Here is a 16710-nt window from a genome sequence, read left to right as displayed (position 1 = left end):
GATGAGAACCATTATTGCTCAGGGCAGGTTTGCACTGAATTTATTACCTCGCAACTTGCGACGAATGCTTCAGTTTAAAGCGATGACCAGAAATGCCCCTGAGCCGATATAATACCGCTCGTGGTGGATTAAAAAATACTACAACGATCCCCTCATTCGGGGAGATCGCATTGAACATCTTGGATATCATCATTTCCTGGAGAAGTTATTCTGTTTCCGGTCGGGTGATGTAGAGTAAACTCAGCAGAATAAAGCTGATGAATGTGTAGGCCTTGGTTTGCCCGTTCCACTGATTCGCCCACATGGCAAGATACTCACCTCCGGCCACGGCAAAACCTGTGTACCAGACCAGCACAGCTGGAATACAACCAGCAATAAACAATTTTTTCCCTGTGGTAGCGGTATTCTGAGCTTTTCTCAACGCACCATACAACAGAGCCAGTCCCCCGAGAGAACACAGCAACCCAGTTATAAATTCGCCAATGATAATCGTAATGTAGCCTGCCTGTTGCCAGAATGGCGAGGTAATGGCGCGGGTACGAATAGCGCTTCCGGTAAACCAGGGCTCCATACTGTCCATAGACAGGACGTGTTGAACAAATTGCCAGTTGGTGTCGTAATCCAGAACGTTATCTACGGCAACCAGAAGCCCGAAAGCGCCCACTGAAACGGCCAGTATACCTTTCAGTAATTGTTGTAAAAAAATCATCGCCCTCCCCCTTCGAAAATGACCTTTTGTTTTGCCACCGTTGGCTTTGCAGTAAATAGCCAGTGATGCATACACTGAGTACTACTGGTATGCCAACGGGAGCCGGAGAACTCAACCAGCCGTCATCCTTTCAGGCCCGTATTTGTGGTGGAAGTCACCATTGAACCGCTTAAATGAGAATGCACACTGTAGGTCAGCGCTGGGTTATATTGTTGGCTAAGTACACTCAGCTTTTTTAGATACGCCGATCCCGTTATAATCCCCGTATGAAAAAGCATCCCACCGTATTACCACCCGAAGAGTCCATGGCCGATCTGGCGCATTTTGCCTGGTGCACACTGGTTAGTTTACGCCTGGCGCAGCAGGACGGTCATGCACTATCACCGCTGACCATTCACACCTTTTTAGTTCGCTGGCTTGGCTCCGCGCAAAAGCAGCGTCGTTTTCCTCGTTCTGTAGCCGAACATATAGACAGTCTGCTTCGTCTGGGACGCCAGAAAGGTCCCGCAGCCGGATTGTTAACGCGGCTGGAATACCTCCACCAGTCCTGTACGGAGCCGCTGGCGCAACAGTCTGACCTCTTCAGGTTAACGCACGCAATTGAGTATCTCAGAGCGGAGGGCTGGGTGAATGCGGTGGTCACTGACGATGAATGGGTACCCGAATCCCTGTACGCCGAATATGCGGATGTATCCGCGTTACTGGTAAGAAAATCCGAACTGCAGCGCCATTTTACAGAGCAGGGACAACAATCCGCTCCGGTGGAATTTATCGTCGTTGGTGATACCCGTGTTGCTGGCGATGCGTTTGACACGCGTGAGCTGCGTTACACGACGGGTGAGCTGCACGCTGGCTGGTGCTTGCTGTCGCTATTGTCATCAGCAGATGCAGGTATCCCCGAAGAGCAGGCAGCTACCTGTTAACACAAAGGAAATGACCGAGGGGCGAATTGACTACCAGATCGAGAAATATCAGTTTTCATGCGCTGATGAAACGCCCCGTCTGACCCGACAGTGGGCGGATGTGCTGGAAGAATGCCGACACCTGAGAGCCGGAGCGGCAGAACGTCTGCGTATTGCCCTGCTGAACGTTGATTATGTCACCAGCTTTGAGCTGCCATTTCGGATGCTGTTAACCCGCACGCCCCAGTTGATCGCCAACCTGCGCGACGAGCTACAGATTAATCATAAAGAGGCTGACTTCAACGGGAAGCGCTTTGGCTGCGTCAGGAGCCTGCAAACCGATCTCAGCGGAATACCGGACGGGGTTCAGTACCGCATGGTCACCCGCAACCGGCGTCTGGATCCCACTGGCGTAGTGACCTCGCCTTATCAGCAGATTGCGAAAAACATGAAAGCGCCACGCGAACACCTCAGGCTGGCGCTGGAAATCGGTCTACAGGTAACCGCACTCGACGGGCTCTTCTGGTTCGGCATTCAGAGGATCGCCGCCGATGTGCAGCGGCTTCGCAAAGCGGGTATGGTGATCGTTACCTCCGAAACCGAGGTGTCCTATAACCTCACCAGCACGCCCCGCCGGATCCCGGTTTATACACTTTCCAGTGGTCATTGATTATCCCCGATATTCCAGTACCTGAGAAACATGCAATCCGGCCACATCTCTGTCTGAGCAGGATGATGACGATAAACCAGTCGCTGATGAAGATATTTATTTGAATTAGATCACAATTAACTGCAACTTTACATTTAGTTGCAAAAACATAACGTGATACCGAAAATGATAATACGATTAATTACGGTGCGTAATTGCCTGGATTTTGCTCAAAAACCAGAGCAACCTAATAACAACGACCGATGGAAATGGTCAATAGATGATCTACACTAATATTCCTGAAACACCCTAAAATTACATTTTAATACAAAATACTATCGGTTTATGCAGGAAGCATTAAATTAGCGGCCTCTTTGATTTTTTATTTCCAAACTTCTACTATTCGCGTGTTCTATGAACAATTAGGGCAATAGCCTTCCTGTCTGCGATGAAGGGATTACCCGGAGTGACTGGAAGACCAACATTTAAAGTACGCTGACAAAGATAACCTCTGTCTCCTGTATCGGAGAGGGGTTGTCAGTATACTTTGCTGTTACGTTGTCCTGAGGCATAAATAGCCTGCCCGCTACCAGACGACTAAGTGCGTAAAATCATGGTTGAGTCAAAGAACATGAGTAAAGGCGCACAAGGAACATGAAGTGACGGAATAAGAATGATGACTAACACACCGAAGATTTGCATCGTTACAGGCGGTTCCAGTGGCATTGGGGAAGCCACAGCGCTCCTGGCACTGGAGCAGGGCTATCGTGTGTACAACCTTGATTTATTACCCCCACAATCGACTCCGTCACAGCGTAATGACACCTTTTTAAAATGTGATGTCACGAGCCGCAGTGAGGTGGATGAGGTTGTGAATTTAATTTCCCTCCGTGAAGGTGGGATTGATGCTTTAGTGGTAAGTGCAGGTGTTCATTTATCTGCAAATATCGAACAAACCTCAGAAGAGGATTTTGACAGGGTGATGGGTGTCAATACAAAAGGTACTTATTGCCTGTTAAAATCCGTCATTCCCTTGATGAAAGAAAAAAGAAAAGGGAGCATCGTGATTGTTTCCTCTGATCAGGCCTTTGTCGGGAAGAAAAATAGTTTTGTTTACAATTCATCGAAGGCGGCAATTGCCGCAATGGCAAGAACTATTGCCCTGGATTACGCCCCCTTTGGTATTCGTTGCAATGCAATTTGTCCCGGCACAATAGACACCCCACTCTATCAAAATGCTGTACAACGTTATGCTTCGAAAAATGGACTGAATATTGATGAAGTGCATGAAGAAGAAGCAAAAGAGCAACCATTAGGCCGGATAGGTACACCTGAAGACGTCGCTAATTTCATTGCTTTTCTCATTGGTGACTCATCATCGTTTATAACGGGTGCACTGCTTCCCGTTGACGGTGGTTACACGGCCAGATAAAACATGACTAAAAAGGAAGTTCTGATATGAATCATATTCATTGCGTAGCCAGATTCCTGGCTAAGAGTGGAAAAGTTGATGAGCTTGTTGAGAGCTTACGTAAACTTATCCCGGATACGCTGTCGGAAGACGGTTGCATTGGCTACGATCTGACACGGGAAATACAATACCCAGGTTCTCATGGTGAGAAATGGGATGTCTGCTTAATTGAGAAATGGAAATCAAGAGTGGATTTTGACCTGCACTGCACTAAACCATACATCACTCATTTTTTTGACAAGACAGCACAAATTTTGGTTGAAAAATCAGATGTACGCCTTTACGGGACATCAGTTTAAACATTTCAGGCCATTAAGGATTTTTACCATTAGCTCATCTTTTGTTACACCGGTAAATATTTCACAGTCTTCGGCATATTTTATCGCAACCCAATATCCCTGATTCTCTAAGTAGGTCAGTTTAAAATCCTGCCCTGCAACATTGATAACTTCGACTGATTTTGATTGATTGAATGTGTTGTCAGACATGAATATAGAAGAATTCCTTTCAAATCCATTGATTATGATTGATTGTGGCATCATCCTGGTAAAGGATGTAAAACACCGTTTTATTGCCTCAAATGCCGCTTTTTCCCGACTTGCGGGGAAAAAGACAGAATCACTTATTGGGTTAAATGATTTCGATATGCCCTGGGCTGACAGTGCAAGTATCTATGTCAATCATGAAAAAGATATCCTGAGAGGAGACAATTATTCTGTCATAGAGCCTCTGAATGGAACCACACCTGTAAATCTGATAACGGCCAAAAAAGTTATCTATGATGCTGCGGGTAAACCCGCTGGAACCATTGCCAATGCAGTGGTAATCACGCAAAACATAAACTTCTTCAATCTTGCTGGCAAATCAGAAAGTATTAAAGTTTGTAACTATGGAGAGAATTATAACTTAACCGCCATGGAATCGAAAATAATGTACCTTCTTCTTAAAGGACTAAAGCGAGCAGCTATCTCTGAAAGTGCAGGTGTTTCTTTAAAATCTGTGGATTTTCATTTGATGAATCTCAAAAAGAAGTTCAGGGCGGAGAGTACGAAAGAACTGGTGAGCCTGGCCTACCAGAAAGGTTATCAGGACATACTCCCCTTCACACTTAAATTCTGAAACCTAGAATTTTTCTAGTATGTTTAAACCTGAAAATAGCGTTCAATACTCAGATATCAGGACTGAAACTCAGCACATATTTACAATACCCAATCACAGGCAACGGGTGAGTTGATTTGTCAATATAAAATAACAATCTGAAGTCTCAGGTGTAGCTTAATTCATAACTGAAGAGTACGAAGTGAAAGGAATATGAGTGGCAGAATGTGCGATGAGTGTGAAATCACGGGTAGATTTCATTTCCACTTTCCAAATTTAACTTTTCTTTCAGGTTTTGACAGAAGTCGGGCAAATAAATAACACACAAGCGAAGGACAGATCATGAGCTATCAGTCGGAAATACCTAAAGCACGAATAAATTTAAAACTGGATGTACACGTCGGCAATGCACAAAAGCAGACTGAGCTCCCACTCAAGCTATTGCTTGCCGCTGACTTCAGCAATGGTAACGAGAGCGCACCACTTTCTGAACGCCAGAAAATAAATATCAATAAGCTGAATATGCAGCAGGTTATTGCTGAACTGGCCCCATCAGTCAGCTTTGACGTGAAACATGCCCATGGCGATGAAGAAACGGAAGAGAAGATTAATCTGACGTTCCGCCATATGAAAGATTTCTCCCCTGAGCACGTTGCCCGCCAGGTGCCCCGGCTGCAGGCGATGTTAATGATGCGTAATCTGTTGAAAGACCTACGGGCCAATCTGTTAGATGACGCGGGTTTCCGCCGTGAGCTGCTGGAAATCCTGCGCAACCCCGCTCTGAGCGACGAGCTTCGCGCTGAAATCGCCGCCCTGGCACCACAGGACATCTGATCCCCCTATTTGCACGAGAACACTATCATGTCAGCTGAACAGAATACCGCCGCCGCAACGGCTGAAGTCCTGGAGCAGGAACCGTCTGCCGGGGTCTATGCGTCATTACTCAAAAAAATCAACCTGTCTCCCGTGGACCAACTCAGTGATATCCGCGCCTGGAAAGATGAAGCCGATATGGCGGAAGCCGGTGCGAATCAGCGCGTGACCGCCGCCCTGGGCGTTTTTCTGGAGCAGTTGCGCCAGTCCGGTACCCGTAAAGTCGATAAGCTGGATAAAGCCCTGCTGGATCAGATGATCGGTGAACTGGATCGTCAGCTCAGCCAGGACCTGGACAAAATTCTGCACCATCCTGAGTTTCAGAAGGTGGAAAGTCTCTGGCGCGGCGTGGAGCACCTGGTCGGGAAGTCGGATTTCAGAAAAAATATTCGCGTAGAACTGCTTGATTTGTCCAAGGAGGATTTGCGGGCGGATTTTGAGGATGCACCGGAAATCATCCAGAGCGGATTATATCAGCACGCGTATTGCTCGGAATATGACCAACCCGGCGGTGAGCCCATTGCGGCGCTGATTTCAGCGTATGAGTTTGATGCCGATGCTCAGGATATCGCGCTGTTGCGTAATATCTCCAAAGTGGCCGCAGCAGCCCATATGCCGTTCATTGGCTCTGTGGGTCCGAAGTTCTTCATGAAAAATACGATCGATGAAGTGGCTGCGATAAAAGATGTCACCAACTATTTTGATCGTGCGGAGTATATCAAATGGAAGAGCTTCAGGGAAAGCGATGATTCGCGCTACATCGGTCTGACGATGCCGCGCGTGCTGGGGCGCCTGCCGTACGGCCCGGATACCGTCCCGGTGCGCAGCTTCAACTACGTGGAAGAGGTCAAAGGCCCGGACCACGACAAGTACCTGTGGACCAGTGCTTCCTTCGCGTTTGCCGCCAACATGACGCGCAGTTTTGCGAACAACGGCTGGTGTGTGCAGATCCGTGGCCCGCAGGCCGGGGGTGCCGTGGAAGACCTGCCTATCCACCTGTTTGACTTGGGTACCGGCAGCCAGGTCAAAATCCCGTCTGAGATCATGATCTCCGAAACCCGCGAGTTTGATTTTTCAAATCTTGGGTTAATTCCACTAAGTTACTATAAAAATAAAGATTTTGCCTGTTTCTTCTCTGCCAACTCCACCCAAAAACCGGCACTCTATGACACGCCGGACGCCACGGCCAACAGCCGTATCAACGCCCGCCTGCCCTATATCTTCCTGATGTCGCGTATCGCCCATTACCTTAAGGTCATCCAGCGCGAGAACATCGGCACCACCAAGGATCGTCGCGTACTGGAGCAGGAGCTGAACCGCTGGCTGAGTGGCCTGGTGACCGAGATGACCGATCCGGGCGATGCGCTGCAGGCCTCGCACCCGCTGCGCGAAGGCAAAGTCGTGGTGGAAGATATTGATGACAACCCGGGCTTCTTCCGCGTGAAACTCTTCGCGGTACCGCATTTCCAGGTGGAGGGGATGGATGTCAATCTGTCTCTGGTCAGCAAGATGCCGAAGGCGAAAGACTGACGCCGGAGGGGCGCGTGAAGATAACACAACCGTACTGGGGAAAAGGCGTATTCATTTCCCAGCACCACTTTCAGCAGCAAATCACGGCGTCAGCCTGGCAGAGTGAGTGTATTGCACTGATGGGGCTGAATCACCCATGGGGCGTGCTGGAAGCCACGTTTGAAACCGAATCGCTGAAGGTGGAGCGTCTGCAGGTGCAGCGACTGTCGGTGCGTTTTCAGGACGGGACGCTGATTGAGACCGGTAACGCCGACACCCCGGCACCGGTCCTGGCGCTGGAGGGACTCACCGGTGAAGTTGTTGTGGTGCTGGCCCTGCCGCTGTTGCACAGCGGTGAGAGCAACTGTCTGGAAGCGGAAGAACGGGCCGAGCGCCCGGTCCGTTACCGTCAGCAGTGGCGGGAAATCCGCGACCAGTATGGCGACGGTAGTCGTCAGATAACGGTGCTGCAGCATGAGGTCTCACTTCGGCTGGCGTCTCAGGACAACAGCGAATACCTGACCTGTCCGGTAGCGCGACTGCGCCGCGAGCCACAGGGGAACTGGGTGCTGGATGAGACCTTTCTGCCACCGTTGCTGAACATGCGGGCCAGCCCCTGGCTGATGAACGGCCTCGGGCGATTGCTGACACAGCTGCGGGCTCGTCAGCAGCGCCTCATGTCCATGCGCCGGGAGAGTAACGAACGCATGGCCGATTTTGCCGTGGCGGACGTGTCGCTGTTCTGGCTGCTCAATTCACTCAACGGCGCGGATCCGTTGCTGGAGAGTTTTCTGCGTTTTCCACAGAGCCCGCCGGAACGACTCTGGCCGGTGCTGGCCCAGCTGGCGGGGAATCTGCTGACCTTTTCGCTTGAGCATCAGGCAGGTGTTATTCCGCAATACGATCATGCGCAGCCGGAAAACGTGTTTCCGGTGCTGTTCGATCTGCTGAGCGACCTGCTGGAAGCCAGCCTGCCGTCCCGGGTTGTCAGGGTTGAACTCACCTTTGATAACCGGCTGCACCAGTGGCAGGCCGACGTGCGGGATCCCCGATTGCGCGAAGGGGCTGACTGGTATCTGTCGGTACGCTCGACCATGCCGGTGGCACAGCTGCAGGATAAATTTCCGCGCCAGTGCAAGATCGGCTGCCCGGATGATGTCACCGATCTTGTGAATGCGTCACGCCAGGGCATTCCCCTGCAGCCGCTGCATCACGTACCGGCGGCAGTACCGCTGCGCATGGAAAATCAGTATTTTTCCCTCGACCTGTCCTCCCCGGCAGCACGGGCGATGCTGGACAGCGGGCAGTGCGTGTTTTACACCCCGGGGACGCTCGGCGAGCCGGAGCTTGAACTGTTTGTGGTGCTGCGAAAATGAGTGAAAGCCGCAACCCGAAACATGACGCCCGCGATATGGACCTCCTGCTGCAGGATACCTGGCTGCAGGTTATCAGCCTGCGCCACGGCCCGACATTTAAGGAAGGAGAAGCGCAGGACGTCTGGACGCAGTGTGTGAGCGCGACAGAAAAGGTGCAGCACCTCCTGGAGCAGGCCGGAATGGACGAGACCAGCCGGAAGGATATTCTCAACGTTCAGTGTTCGCTGCTCGATGAAGTGGTGAAAAAACGTGACATACAGGATGACCTCTACTTTCAGTGTCGCGGCCTGCCGCTGCAGGGACATTTTCTTGTCGATATTGACGCCGGGGATGCGCTCTGTTCGCGAATGCGGGAGGTGCTCAGGAGCCCGTCGGCAGACCTGCGGGTACTGACCTGTTTTCACCGTGCGATGATGCTGGGGTTCCTCGGGGAATATCCGGCGGTAGATACGCCTGAGCGGGAACAACTGGTCGCTGAATTAACGGCCCGGGTACCGCCGTTCCGTTATCCGCAGACACAGCCGGTGCTGGCGGGCGTAAAAGCCGGTTACCGCCTCACGGGCTGGCTGAGTCGCTGGCCGCTGCAGATGGTCGCGGGCGTGTTACTGCTGGCCGGACTGTGGTGGGGCTTACATTACTGGCTTGACCAGTTGCTCGCCACCCTGTTGCCGGGCGGGGTGAAATGAGTCAGTCGGTACAGCGTGCGATGGCGCTGTGGGCCGCCCTGCTGTCGGCGGTGGTCTGTCTGGTCTTTCTGCCGGTTTCACGGCCTGTTGCCATCGCGCTCATGGTCGGTCTGTGGGCGGGGATGGCCGGGCTGCTCCTCATCCGTCGTCGCACCGCCACCACGGAGGTCTCGTCTTTTTCGGCAGAAACGCTGCCTCCCGCTTCGTATCGTCAGCCTGTGATGCTGGTCTGTGGCGACACTGACGCACTCTGGCAGGATGCGCCTGACGTGCAGACCTCGACAACCGGCTGCCGCATCCGCGTGGCGATGCAGCAGGACGTGGCGCAGGTGGTCCGTGAACTGCTGCAGGCCCGTCCGGGCTGGGGGCCGCAGTTGTCGGTGATGCTCATCGTCTGTCCGCAGCAGCATACCGACAGCGTGGTGCTGACCGGGCACCTGCTCGCCCTGCGGGGACAGCTCAGCCAGTGCCGCCGGGAAACGGGGGCTTCGCTGCCTCTGGTGCTCTGTTCCGTGGTGAGTTCTTCCCTGACGTCCGTCCCGCTGTGGCAGGCGCTGTTGCCGGGTGGACATGTCAGCGTCTGGTCCAGCGACGTGGCACATGGTCCTGTCTCCTCATGGATGGCCACCTGTGGTCCACACGCGGTATCGCAGCAGGTGCTGATAAACAGCCTGAGCGCATGGAGCCAGCAGCACGTCACGGATGTGCTGGGTGCGGTACAGGCGGATTTTCCGGTGATATCACCGTCCATGGTGCTGTGGGGTGGCATTCCCTTTGCAGAGGTTTCGCCATCACCTTCTCTCTGGATGCGCTGGCTACGGGAGCATACCGCGCTGCAGGAGGTTGCCGGATGGCAGCCTGTCGCTGATAACATCACTCCCCTCCCGGCGCTGCCGGATTTTATGCTGTCGTCCCTGCCCGGCGGGCACGGGCTGACGCCCCGGCAACGGGCCTGGTGCAGCGCCCTGCGGATGCTTCTGCTGGCGGCGGTGGTTGCACTGGGCTGCAGTGCCTGGAATAACCACCAGTTCATGCAGCGACTCGCTGCTGACATACAGCAATACGCCCGCGCGGAGAATCAGAGTGAACGCCGCACTGCCGCTGTACAACAACTGCAGCAGGATGCCGCACTGCTGGATGACTACGCCCGCAACGGCGAGCCGCTTCGTCTGGGGCTGGGGTTGTACGAGGGGGAACGGCTCCATCTGCCGGTCCTCGACACCCTGCGTGGCTATACCCCACAGATTGCAGAAACCGCACTGAAACCAACCGTGGAGAAAACTGCGCCACAGATTGTCCGCCTCGACAGCCTGTCGCTGTTTGCCCCGGGCAAATCCACCCTCAGACCCGACTCAACAAAAGTGCTGGTGAATGCCCTGGTGGGTATTAAGGAAAAACCCGGCTGGCTGATTGTGGTCAGCGGGCATACCGACAACACCGGCAGCCCGGCGCTGAACCAGACGCTGTCGTTGAAACGCGCCGAAGCAGTACGCGACTGGATGCGCGACACCGGCGGCGTGCCAGAAAGCTGTTTTGCGGTGCAGGGCTACGGGGCAGCTCGTCCCCTGCAGCCCAATAACACGACGGCGGGCCGGGCGGCCAACCGTCGGGTTGAAATCCGTCTGGTACCGCAGGCCGATGCCTGCCGGGTACCGGGCATAAAACCGATGCCATCACAGGATGGTGGCGCTTCTCAACGTAATCAATAAGGAATCAATAACATGGCAATTCCGGTTTATCTGTGGCTGAAGGACGACGGCGGTGCGGACATTAAAGGCTCCGTGGACGTGAAGGACCGCGAGGGCAGCATTGAAGTGGTGGCACAGGAGCATAACCTGTACATCCCGACCGACAACAACACCGGCAAGCTGACCGGTACCCGTATCCACACCCCGTTTAAATTCACCAAGGAAATCGACGCCTCCAGCCCGTACCTGTACAAGGCGGTGACCACAGGCCAGACCCTGAAATCAGCCGAGTTCAAATGGTACAAAATCAACGACGCAGGTCAGGAAGTAGAGTACTTCAACACCCTGCTGGAAAACGTGAAGGTGGTGAAGGTCAATCCGGTGATGCATGACATCAAGGACCCGACCTACGAGAAGCACAACCACCTGGAGCAGCTTGAACTGCGCTACGAAAAAATCACCTGGACCTATAAAGACGGCAACATCATTCATTCCGATGCCTGGAACGAACGCGCCACGGCGTAACACATCAGCAGACGGGGTTATCCCTGTCTGCTTTTTTTTGCTGAACGTCTGCTTTCGCGGGTGCTGAGCAAAACACACGACAACACGAAAATCTGACCTGATGCGCTTACAGGCTCCTTATTCCCAGGAAACAGCGAGGGGCGGTAGCGTGCCTGACGGTCACCCACGATGAGTAAAATGATATGGAAAATCCTGCCGTACTGTTGCGTCGCCTCAACCCGTTCTGCGCCCGGGCGCTGGAGGATGCGGCCACGCTGTGCCAGACCCGCGCCCACGCGGAAATCCATCCTGAACACTGGCTGCTCAAACTGCTGGAACAGGGCGAAGGCGACCTCACCGTGCTGGCCCGCCGCTATAAATGGGACATGGACACCCTCTGGCAGGATTTGCTGGCATACCTGGACCGGCTGCCCAGGTCAGTCAGAGGCCGTCCTCAGCTGTCTGCGCAGTTTAACGAATTGCTGCGTGAGGCCTGGCTGTGTGCGTCGATGGCGGGGGAAGCGCAGATACGCAGTATCCACCTGCTGATGGCGCTGCGCAGCCATCCGGCGCTGCTGCTCTGTGACGGCCTCTGGCCGCTGCTCTCCCTGACCGGGAGTCAGATAACGCAGTTGCGTCCGCTGCTGGATACGCAGTCGGACGAACGCCCGGAAGTGCAGGCACAGGAATCTGCTCTGATGGCGGGTGACCATGATGATACCGGCAACGGCAATGTGGCATTCGTCGGGCGTCCTGTCGGGGCTGATGTCCCCGCAATAAAGGAAGGCAAACCCACCACGGCATTACTGGCAGTTCTGGACCGTTTCACCACCGACGTCACCGCAAAAGCCCGGGACGGAAAAATCGACCCGGTATTTGGACGTGACAATGAAATCCGCCAGATGGTGGACATTCTCTCCCGTCGGCGCAAGAACAACCCGATTCTGGTGGGGGAGCCGGGCGTCGGCAAGACCGCCCTGGTGGAAGGGCTGGCGCTGCGTATCGCCGAAGGCAACGTCCCGGAGTCCCTCAAGCCGGTCATCCTGCGCACCCTCGACCTGGGTCTGCTGCAGGCGGGGGCCGGTGTCAAAGGCGAGTTCGAACAGCGCCTCAAAAACATCATCGACGCGGTACAACAGTCCCCGTTACCTGTGCTGCTGTTTATTGACGAAGCCCACACCATCATCGGGGCCGGTAATCAGGCGGGCGGCGCGGACGCGGCCAACCTGTTGAAACCGGCGCTGGCCCGGGGCGAACTCAGAACCATTGCCGCCACCACCTGGAGCGAATACAAGCAGTACTTCGAGCGCGACGCCGCGCTGGAGCGCCGGTTCCAGATGGTCAAAGTGGACGAGCCGGACGATGACACCGCCTGCCTGATGCTCAGGGGGCTTAAGTCCCGCTACGCTGAGCATCACGGCGTGCATATCAGCGATGAAGCGGTTCGCGCCGCCGTCACGCTGTCGCGCCGCTATCTTACCGGACGCCAGTTGCCGGACAAGGCGGTGGACCTGCTGGATACCGCCGCCGCCCGCGTACGCATGAGCCTCGATACCGTACCGGAGGCTCTCACCCGGCTGGCGGCGCAGGAGAACGCCCTGGTGCTGGAAGAAGAGGCCCTGCTGGAAGACCAGGCTGTGGGGCAGAGCGTGAAGACCGCGCGGCTGGCCGAAATTGCACAGCAGACCCGCCAGCTCACCACGGAGCAGCAGTTGCTCGAAACCCGTTATCAGGAAGAGAAACGGCTGGTCACGCAGTTGCTGGAAAGCCGCAACGCCCCGGAGCAGCAGGCAGAAACCGCAGACCTTCAGCAACAGCTGCAGCAGCTTCAGCAGAACAGCCCGCTGCTGTGCCCGGATGTCGATGTGCGTATGGTGGCGGAGGTGATTGCCGACTGGACCGGTGTTCCTCTCTCCTCGCTGCTGAAGGATGAACAGACGGAACTGCTGCATCTGGAGGCCCTGCTGCAACAACGCGTGGCGGGCCAGGAGGCTGCGCTCGCCGCCATTGCACAGCGCCTGCGGGCGTCAAAAACCGGGCTGACGCAGGAGGACGGGCCGCAGGGCGTGTTCCTTCTGGCAGGCCCCAGCGGCACCGGCAAGACCGAAACCGCCCACGCGCTGGCGGACGCCCTGTACGGCGGAGAGAAATCCCTTATCACCATCGACCTGTCCGAATACCAGGAGCCGCACACCGTCTCGCAGCTCAAGGGCTCCCCGCCGGGCTACGTCGGCTACGGTCAGGGCGGTATTCTGACCGAAGCGGTACGCAAGCGCCCCTACAGCGTGGTGCTGCTCGATGAGGTGGAAAAAGCCCACCGGGACGTGATGAACCTGTTCTACCAGGTGTTTGACCGGGGATTCATGCGCGACGGCGAGGGGCGGGAAATTGATTTTCGCAACACGGTCATCCTGATGACCTCGAACCTCGGCAGCGAACAGATTATGCAGCAACTGACGGAAGCCCCGGAGACCACAGACGGCGAACTGCAAGAACTTGTCCGCCCGCTGCTGCGCGACCACTTCCAGCCCGCGCTGCTGGCGCGTTTTCAGACGGTGCTGTACCGCCCGCTCGGTGAAGCCCCGCTGCGCACCATCGTGGCGATGAAGCTTGAGAAGGTCACCCAACGGCTCGCCCGTCACTACGGGATCACCACCACCATCAGTGAAAGCCTGTACGACGCACTGGCCGCTGCCTGTCTGCTGCCGGACACTGGGGCCCGCAACATCGACAGCCTGCTTAACCAGCAGATACTGCCGGTGCTGAGTCTGCAGTTGCTGCATCACCTCGCTGCCGGAGTGACGCTGAATCACCTGACGCTCGGCTGGCATGATGAGGAGGGCATCGTGATGGAATTTGATTCGCAGGAGAATAAGGCATGAGCACACAACCCGTTCGATACAGCCACAGCCACCATCTGCTGTCGGTGAAAGGCTGCAGCGCCATGCTGGACGTGCTGGCACTGGAAGGCGATGAAGGGCTCAGCACGCCGTTCCGCTACCGTATTGAATTTACCAGCGATGACCACGGTATCGCCCGTGAGACCATGCTGATGAAACCGGCCTCACTGACGCTTCAGAAGCCAGGTAACCGGAAAGTGGCGGCCCAGCCTCTGCGTATCATTCGCGGTGTGGTGACCGGCTTTGAACGCCTCGGCACCTCGAAGGACGAAACCCGCTACGCCCTGACTCTGCAGCCGCGTCTGGCGCTGCTGGACCGTTCGCACCAGAACGTGATTTATCAGGATCAGTCGGTCCCGCAGATTGTGGAGAAAATTCTGCGCGAGCGCCACGGCATGCGCGGCCAGGATTTTCTGTTTTCCTTCGATACGGAAAAATACCCGCGTCGCGAACAGGTGATGCAGTTTGGTGAAGATGACCTGACCTTTATCACCCGTCTGCTGGGGGAAGTGGGTATCTGGTTTCGCTCTACCACTGATACCCGTCTGATGATTGACGTGGTGGAGTTTTATAACAGCCAGCAGGGCTATGCGAAGGGACTGACGCTGCCGTCCATCCCGCCTTCCGGTCAGCTTGATGGTGAGACCGATGCGGTCTGGAATATGGCGAGCCGTTTTGCGGTGGTGGAGAAACAGGTCAGCCTGCGGGAATACAACTACCGCCAGGCGGCAGAGGACATGAATACGAAGGCGGATGTCACCCGGGGCGACAGCACCACGTACGGCGAGGCATACCACTGGGGCGACAATTACCTCACGCCCGGTGACAGCTACGCCCGCTCCCCTGAGCCGGAAAGCGGGATGTTTTATACCCGCCTGCGCCATGAGCGCTACCTTAACGCGCAGACACAACTGACGGGACAGACGGCCTGCTGTACGCTTTTCCCCGGCCAGGTGATGCGCGTGATCGGCGGTCATGAAGTCAGCGAACCCTTTGCAAAAGGCGTGCTGGTGACACGGATTATCAGCGAAGCCCGCCGTGACAAAGCGCTGGCGGTCAGTTTTGAAGCGATACCGGATAACGACAACTACGCTTACCGTCCACAGCCACCGGCACGCCCTGTGATGGCCGGAACGCTGCCTGCCCGGGTGACCTGTACTCCGGGAAATGAACTCTACGGCCACATTGACCAGGACGGGCGTTACCGCGTCAACATGCTGTTTGACCGCGACGAATGGGCAGCGGGTGGCGAAAGCCTTCGCGTGCGTCAGTCCCGGCCCTATGCCGGTGACACTTACGGTCTGCATCTGCCGCTGCTGGCGGGGACAGAGGTGGCGATTGGGTTTGAGAACGGCAACCCTGACCGCCCCTATATTGCCGGGGTGCTTCATGACTCGAAACACCTGGACCACGTCACCATCCGCAATGACCGGCGTAACATTCTGCGTACCCCGGCGAAAAATGAGATTCAGCTCGGGGACAGCCGGGAGCAGGAGCATATCCGCATCCGTACCGAATACGGCGGCAGGAGCAGCCTGAGCCTCGGGCATATTGTGGATGATGCGGGCGAGAGTCAGCACCAGAACCAGAAGCGCGGCGACGGCTTTGAGCTGCGTACGGACACCTGGGGCGCGATTCGTGCCGGTAAGGGGATGTTCATCAGCGCCGACGCCCAGCCAATGGCGCAGGGGCTGCAACTGGAGATGGATCCGGCCCTAAACAATCTTAACCTGGCCCGGGAGCAGATGAGCGACATCTCGGCCGATGCACAGGCTGCCACCGCCAGCCCGGCGGATTTACAGGCACAGATTGCCCTGCTGGAGCAGAAGCTGACCGACCTGAAACAATCCGTACTGCTGCTAAGTGCTCCGGACGGCGCGGCGATGACCAGTGGCGAACAGCTGCAGCTGTCGGCAGGCAGTAACCTCATTGCCACTGCCGGTAAAAATGCCGATATCAGCGTGGTAAAAAACCTTTTTATCGGCGTCGGCAATACCCTGAGTGTGTTTGTGCGCAAACTGGGGATCAAGCTCATCGCCAATCAGGGACCGGTTCAGCTCCAGGCACAGAATGACCTGATGGATCTGCTGGCACGTAAGGCCATCAGTATTGTCAGCACGGAAGATGAAATTAAAATTATTGCAAATAAAAAGCTGACCTTAAGCGGCGGCGGTAGTGCGATCACACTGGATGAAAACAGTATTGAGGCCGCAACCATTGGTGACTGCCGAATCAAAGCCGGGCACTTTATCCGGCAGGGGAAAGCCGGTCATTCAGACGTTCTCCCCATACTTTCTCCAGAACTGGAAGATCCTTCCGGCACTTTTCGTTTATCCTGACAAGGA

At 55.3% G+C, this 16710-nt stretch carries 15 protein-coding genes; 13 read left to right on the top strand and 2 right to left on the bottom strand.

The genetic code is table 11. The features are described from left to right. Positions 1–205 precede the first annotated feature (205 nt). Positions 206–709, bottom strand: coding sequence for a DUF2165 family protein (locus ACERY3_RS04345; protein ID WP_373225137.1), 504 nt, complete (start codon positions 707–709; stop codon positions 206–208). 266 nt (positions 710–975) lie between these two features. On the opposite strand from ACERY3_RS04345, the gene ACERY3_RS04340 reads away from it, so the two are divergent. From ACERY3_RS04340 to ACERY3_RS04325, 4 genes are all read left to right on the top strand, one after another. Next, a complete protein-coding gene (locus ACERY3_RS04340; RefSeq protein WP_373225136.1) occupies positions 976–1632 on the top strand; it encodes a DUF2913 family protein in 657 nt (218 codons plus the stop codon). 10 nt (positions 1633–1642) lie between these two features. Then, entirely contained in the window at positions 1643–2281 is a 639-nt protein-coding gene (locus ACERY3_RS04335) for a helix-turn-helix domain-containing protein (RefSeq protein WP_373225135.1), read from the top strand. Between the two features lie 652 nt (positions 2282–2933). Then, positions 2934–3692, top strand: coding sequence for an SDR family NAD(P)-dependent oxidoreductase (locus ACERY3_RS04330; protein ID WP_373225134.1), 759 nt, complete (start codon positions 2934–2936; stop codon positions 3690–3692). Positions 3693–3718: 26 nt separating this feature from the next. Next, the gene (locus tag ACERY3_RS04325; protein ID WP_373225132.1) at positions 3719–4030 is read left to right on the top strand and encodes a putative quinol monooxygenase; all 312 of its coding nucleotides are present in this window, start codon (positions 3719–3721) and stop codon (positions 4028–4030) included. Here ACERY3_RS04325 and ACERY3_RS04320 read toward each other — a convergent pair. Continuing rightward, a complete protein-coding gene (locus ACERY3_RS04320) occupies positions 4022–4219 on the bottom strand; it encodes a hypothetical protein (RefSeq protein ID WP_373225131.1) in 198 nt (65 codons plus the stop codon). The genes ACERY3_RS04325 and ACERY3_RS04320 overlap by 9 nt on opposite strands. Between ACERY3_RS04320 and ACERY3_RS04315 the strand changes: the two genes are divergently transcribed. The 9 genes from ACERY3_RS04315 (at position 4218) to ACERY3_RS04275 (ending at position 16704) form a co-directional block, all read left to right on the top strand. After that, positions 4218–4850 (top strand): LuxR C-terminal-related transcriptional regulator, encoded by a 633-nt coding sequence (locus ACERY3_RS04315; protein ID WP_373225130.1) that lies wholly within the window; start codon positions 4218–4220, stop codon positions 4848–4850. The two genes, ACERY3_RS04320 and ACERY3_RS04315, sit on opposite strands and share 2 nt — an antisense overlap. Positions 4851–5171: 321 nt before the next feature. Then, the gene (gene tssB, locus ACERY3_RS04310) at positions 5172–5663 is read left to right on the top strand and encodes a type VI secretion system contractile sheath small subunit (protein ID WP_373225129.1); all 492 of its coding nucleotides are present in this window, start codon (positions 5172–5174) and stop codon (positions 5661–5663) included. 27 nt (positions 5664–5690) lie between these two features. Then, on the top strand, positions 5691–7232 hold the full coding sequence (tssC, locus tag ACERY3_RS04305; RefSeq protein WP_373225128.1) for a type VI secretion system contractile sheath large subunit: 1542 nt from the start codon (positions 5691–5693) through the stop codon (positions 7230–7232). A gap of 14 nt (positions 7233–7246) precedes the next feature. Continuing rightward, a complete protein-coding gene (gene tssK / locus ACERY3_RS04300) occupies positions 7247–8587 on the top strand; it encodes a type VI secretion system baseplate subunit TssK (protein WP_373225127.1) in 1341 nt (446 codons plus the stop codon). After that, the gene (gene tssL, locus ACERY3_RS04295; RefSeq protein ID WP_373225126.1) at positions 8584–9273 is read left to right on the top strand and encodes a type VI secretion system protein TssL, short form; all 690 of its coding nucleotides are present in this window, start codon (positions 8584–8586) and stop codon (positions 9271–9273) included. Before tssK ends, tssL begins: the two co-directional genes overlap by 4 nt. Next, complete coding sequence (locus ACERY3_RS04290; RefSeq protein ID WP_373225125.1) at positions 9270–10982, top strand: OmpA family protein; 1713 nt, start codon at positions 9270–9272, stop codon at positions 10980–10982. The genes tssL and ACERY3_RS04290 overlap by 4 nt, the downstream gene beginning before the upstream one ends. Positions 10983–10994: 12 nt before the next feature. Beyond that, the gene (locus tag ACERY3_RS04285) at positions 10995–11486 is read left to right on the top strand and encodes an Hcp family type VI secretion system effector (protein ID WP_149330283.1); all 492 of its coding nucleotides are present in this window, start codon (positions 10995–10997) and stop codon (positions 11484–11486) included. 182 nt (positions 11487–11668) lie between these two features. Next, a complete protein-coding gene (gene tssH / locus ACERY3_RS04280) occupies positions 11669–14347 on the top strand; it encodes a type VI secretion system ATPase TssH (RefSeq protein ID WP_373225124.1) in 2679 nt (892 codons plus the stop codon). After that, the gene (locus ACERY3_RS04275) at positions 14344–16704 is read left to right on the top strand and encodes a type VI secretion system Vgr family protein (protein ID WP_373225123.1); all 2361 of its coding nucleotides are present in this window, start codon (positions 14344–14346) and stop codon (positions 16702–16704) included. Before tssH ends, ACERY3_RS04275 begins: the two co-directional genes overlap by 4 nt. Positions 16705–16710: the final 6 nt, after the last annotated feature.

Origin of the sequence: Enterobacter cloacae complex sp. ESBL7, assembly GCF_041679625.1 — a bacterium.
GTDB classification, from domain to species: domain Bacteria; phylum Pseudomonadota; class Gammaproteobacteria; order Enterobacterales; family Enterobacteriaceae; genus Enterobacter; species Enterobacter asburiae_B.
Note: the sequence above shows the minus strand (reverse complement) of the source record. Positions and strands in the feature narration are given on the sequence as shown.

Bases quoted from the DNA above. Each gene is read 5' to 3' on its own strand.
- tssL (WP_373225126.1), top strand. From the start codon at position 8,584: ATGAGTGAAAGCCGCAACCCGAAACATGACGCCCGCGATATGGACCTC.
- ACERY3_RS04340 (WP_373225136.1), top strand. From the start codon at position 976: ATGAAAAAGCATCCCACCGTATTACCACCCGAAGAGTCCATGGCCGAT.
- ACERY3_RS04275 (WP_373225123.1), top strand. From the start codon at position 14,344: ATGAGCACACAACCCGTTCGATACAGCCACAGCCACCATCTGCTGTCG.
- ACERY3_RS04320 (WP_373225131.1), bottom strand. From the start codon at position 4,219: ATGTCTGACAACACATTCAATCAATCAAAATCAGTCGAAGTTATCAAT.
- ACERY3_RS04315 (WP_373225130.1), top strand. From the start codon at position 4,218: ATGAATATAGAAGAATTCCTTTCAAATCCATTGATTATGATTGATTGT.
- ACERY3_RS04290 (WP_373225125.1), top strand. From the start codon at position 9,270: ATGAGTCAGTCGGTACAGCGTGCGATGGCGCTGTGGGCCGCCCTGCTG.
- ACERY3_RS04335 (WP_373225135.1), top strand. From the start codon at position 1,643: ATGACCGAGGGGCGAATTGACTACCAGATCGAGAAATATCAGTTTTCA.
- ACERY3_RS04285 (WP_149330283.1), top strand. From the start codon at position 10,995: ATGGCAATTCCGGTTTATCTGTGGCTGAAGGACGACGGCGGTGCGGAC.
- ACERY3_RS04345 (WP_373225137.1), bottom strand. From the start codon at position 709: ATGATTTTTTTACAACAATTACTGAAAGGTATACTGGCCGTTTCAGTG.
- ACERY3_RS04325 (WP_373225132.1), top strand. From the start codon at position 3,719: ATGAATCATATTCATTGCGTAGCCAGATTCCTGGCTAAGAGTGGAAAA.
- ACERY3_RS04330 (WP_373225134.1), top strand. From the start codon at position 2,934: ATGATGACTAACACACCGAAGATTTGCATCGTTACAGGCGGTTCCAGT.
- tssB (WP_373225129.1), top strand. From the start codon at position 5,172: ATGAGCTATCAGTCGGAAATACCTAAAGCACGAATAAATTTAAAACTG.
- tssC (WP_373225128.1), top strand. From the start codon at position 5,691: ATGTCAGCTGAACAGAATACCGCCGCCGCAACGGCTGAAGTCCTGGAG.
- tssH (WP_373225124.1), top strand. From the start codon at position 11,669: ATGGAAAATCCTGCCGTACTGTTGCGTCGCCTCAACCCGTTCTGCGCC.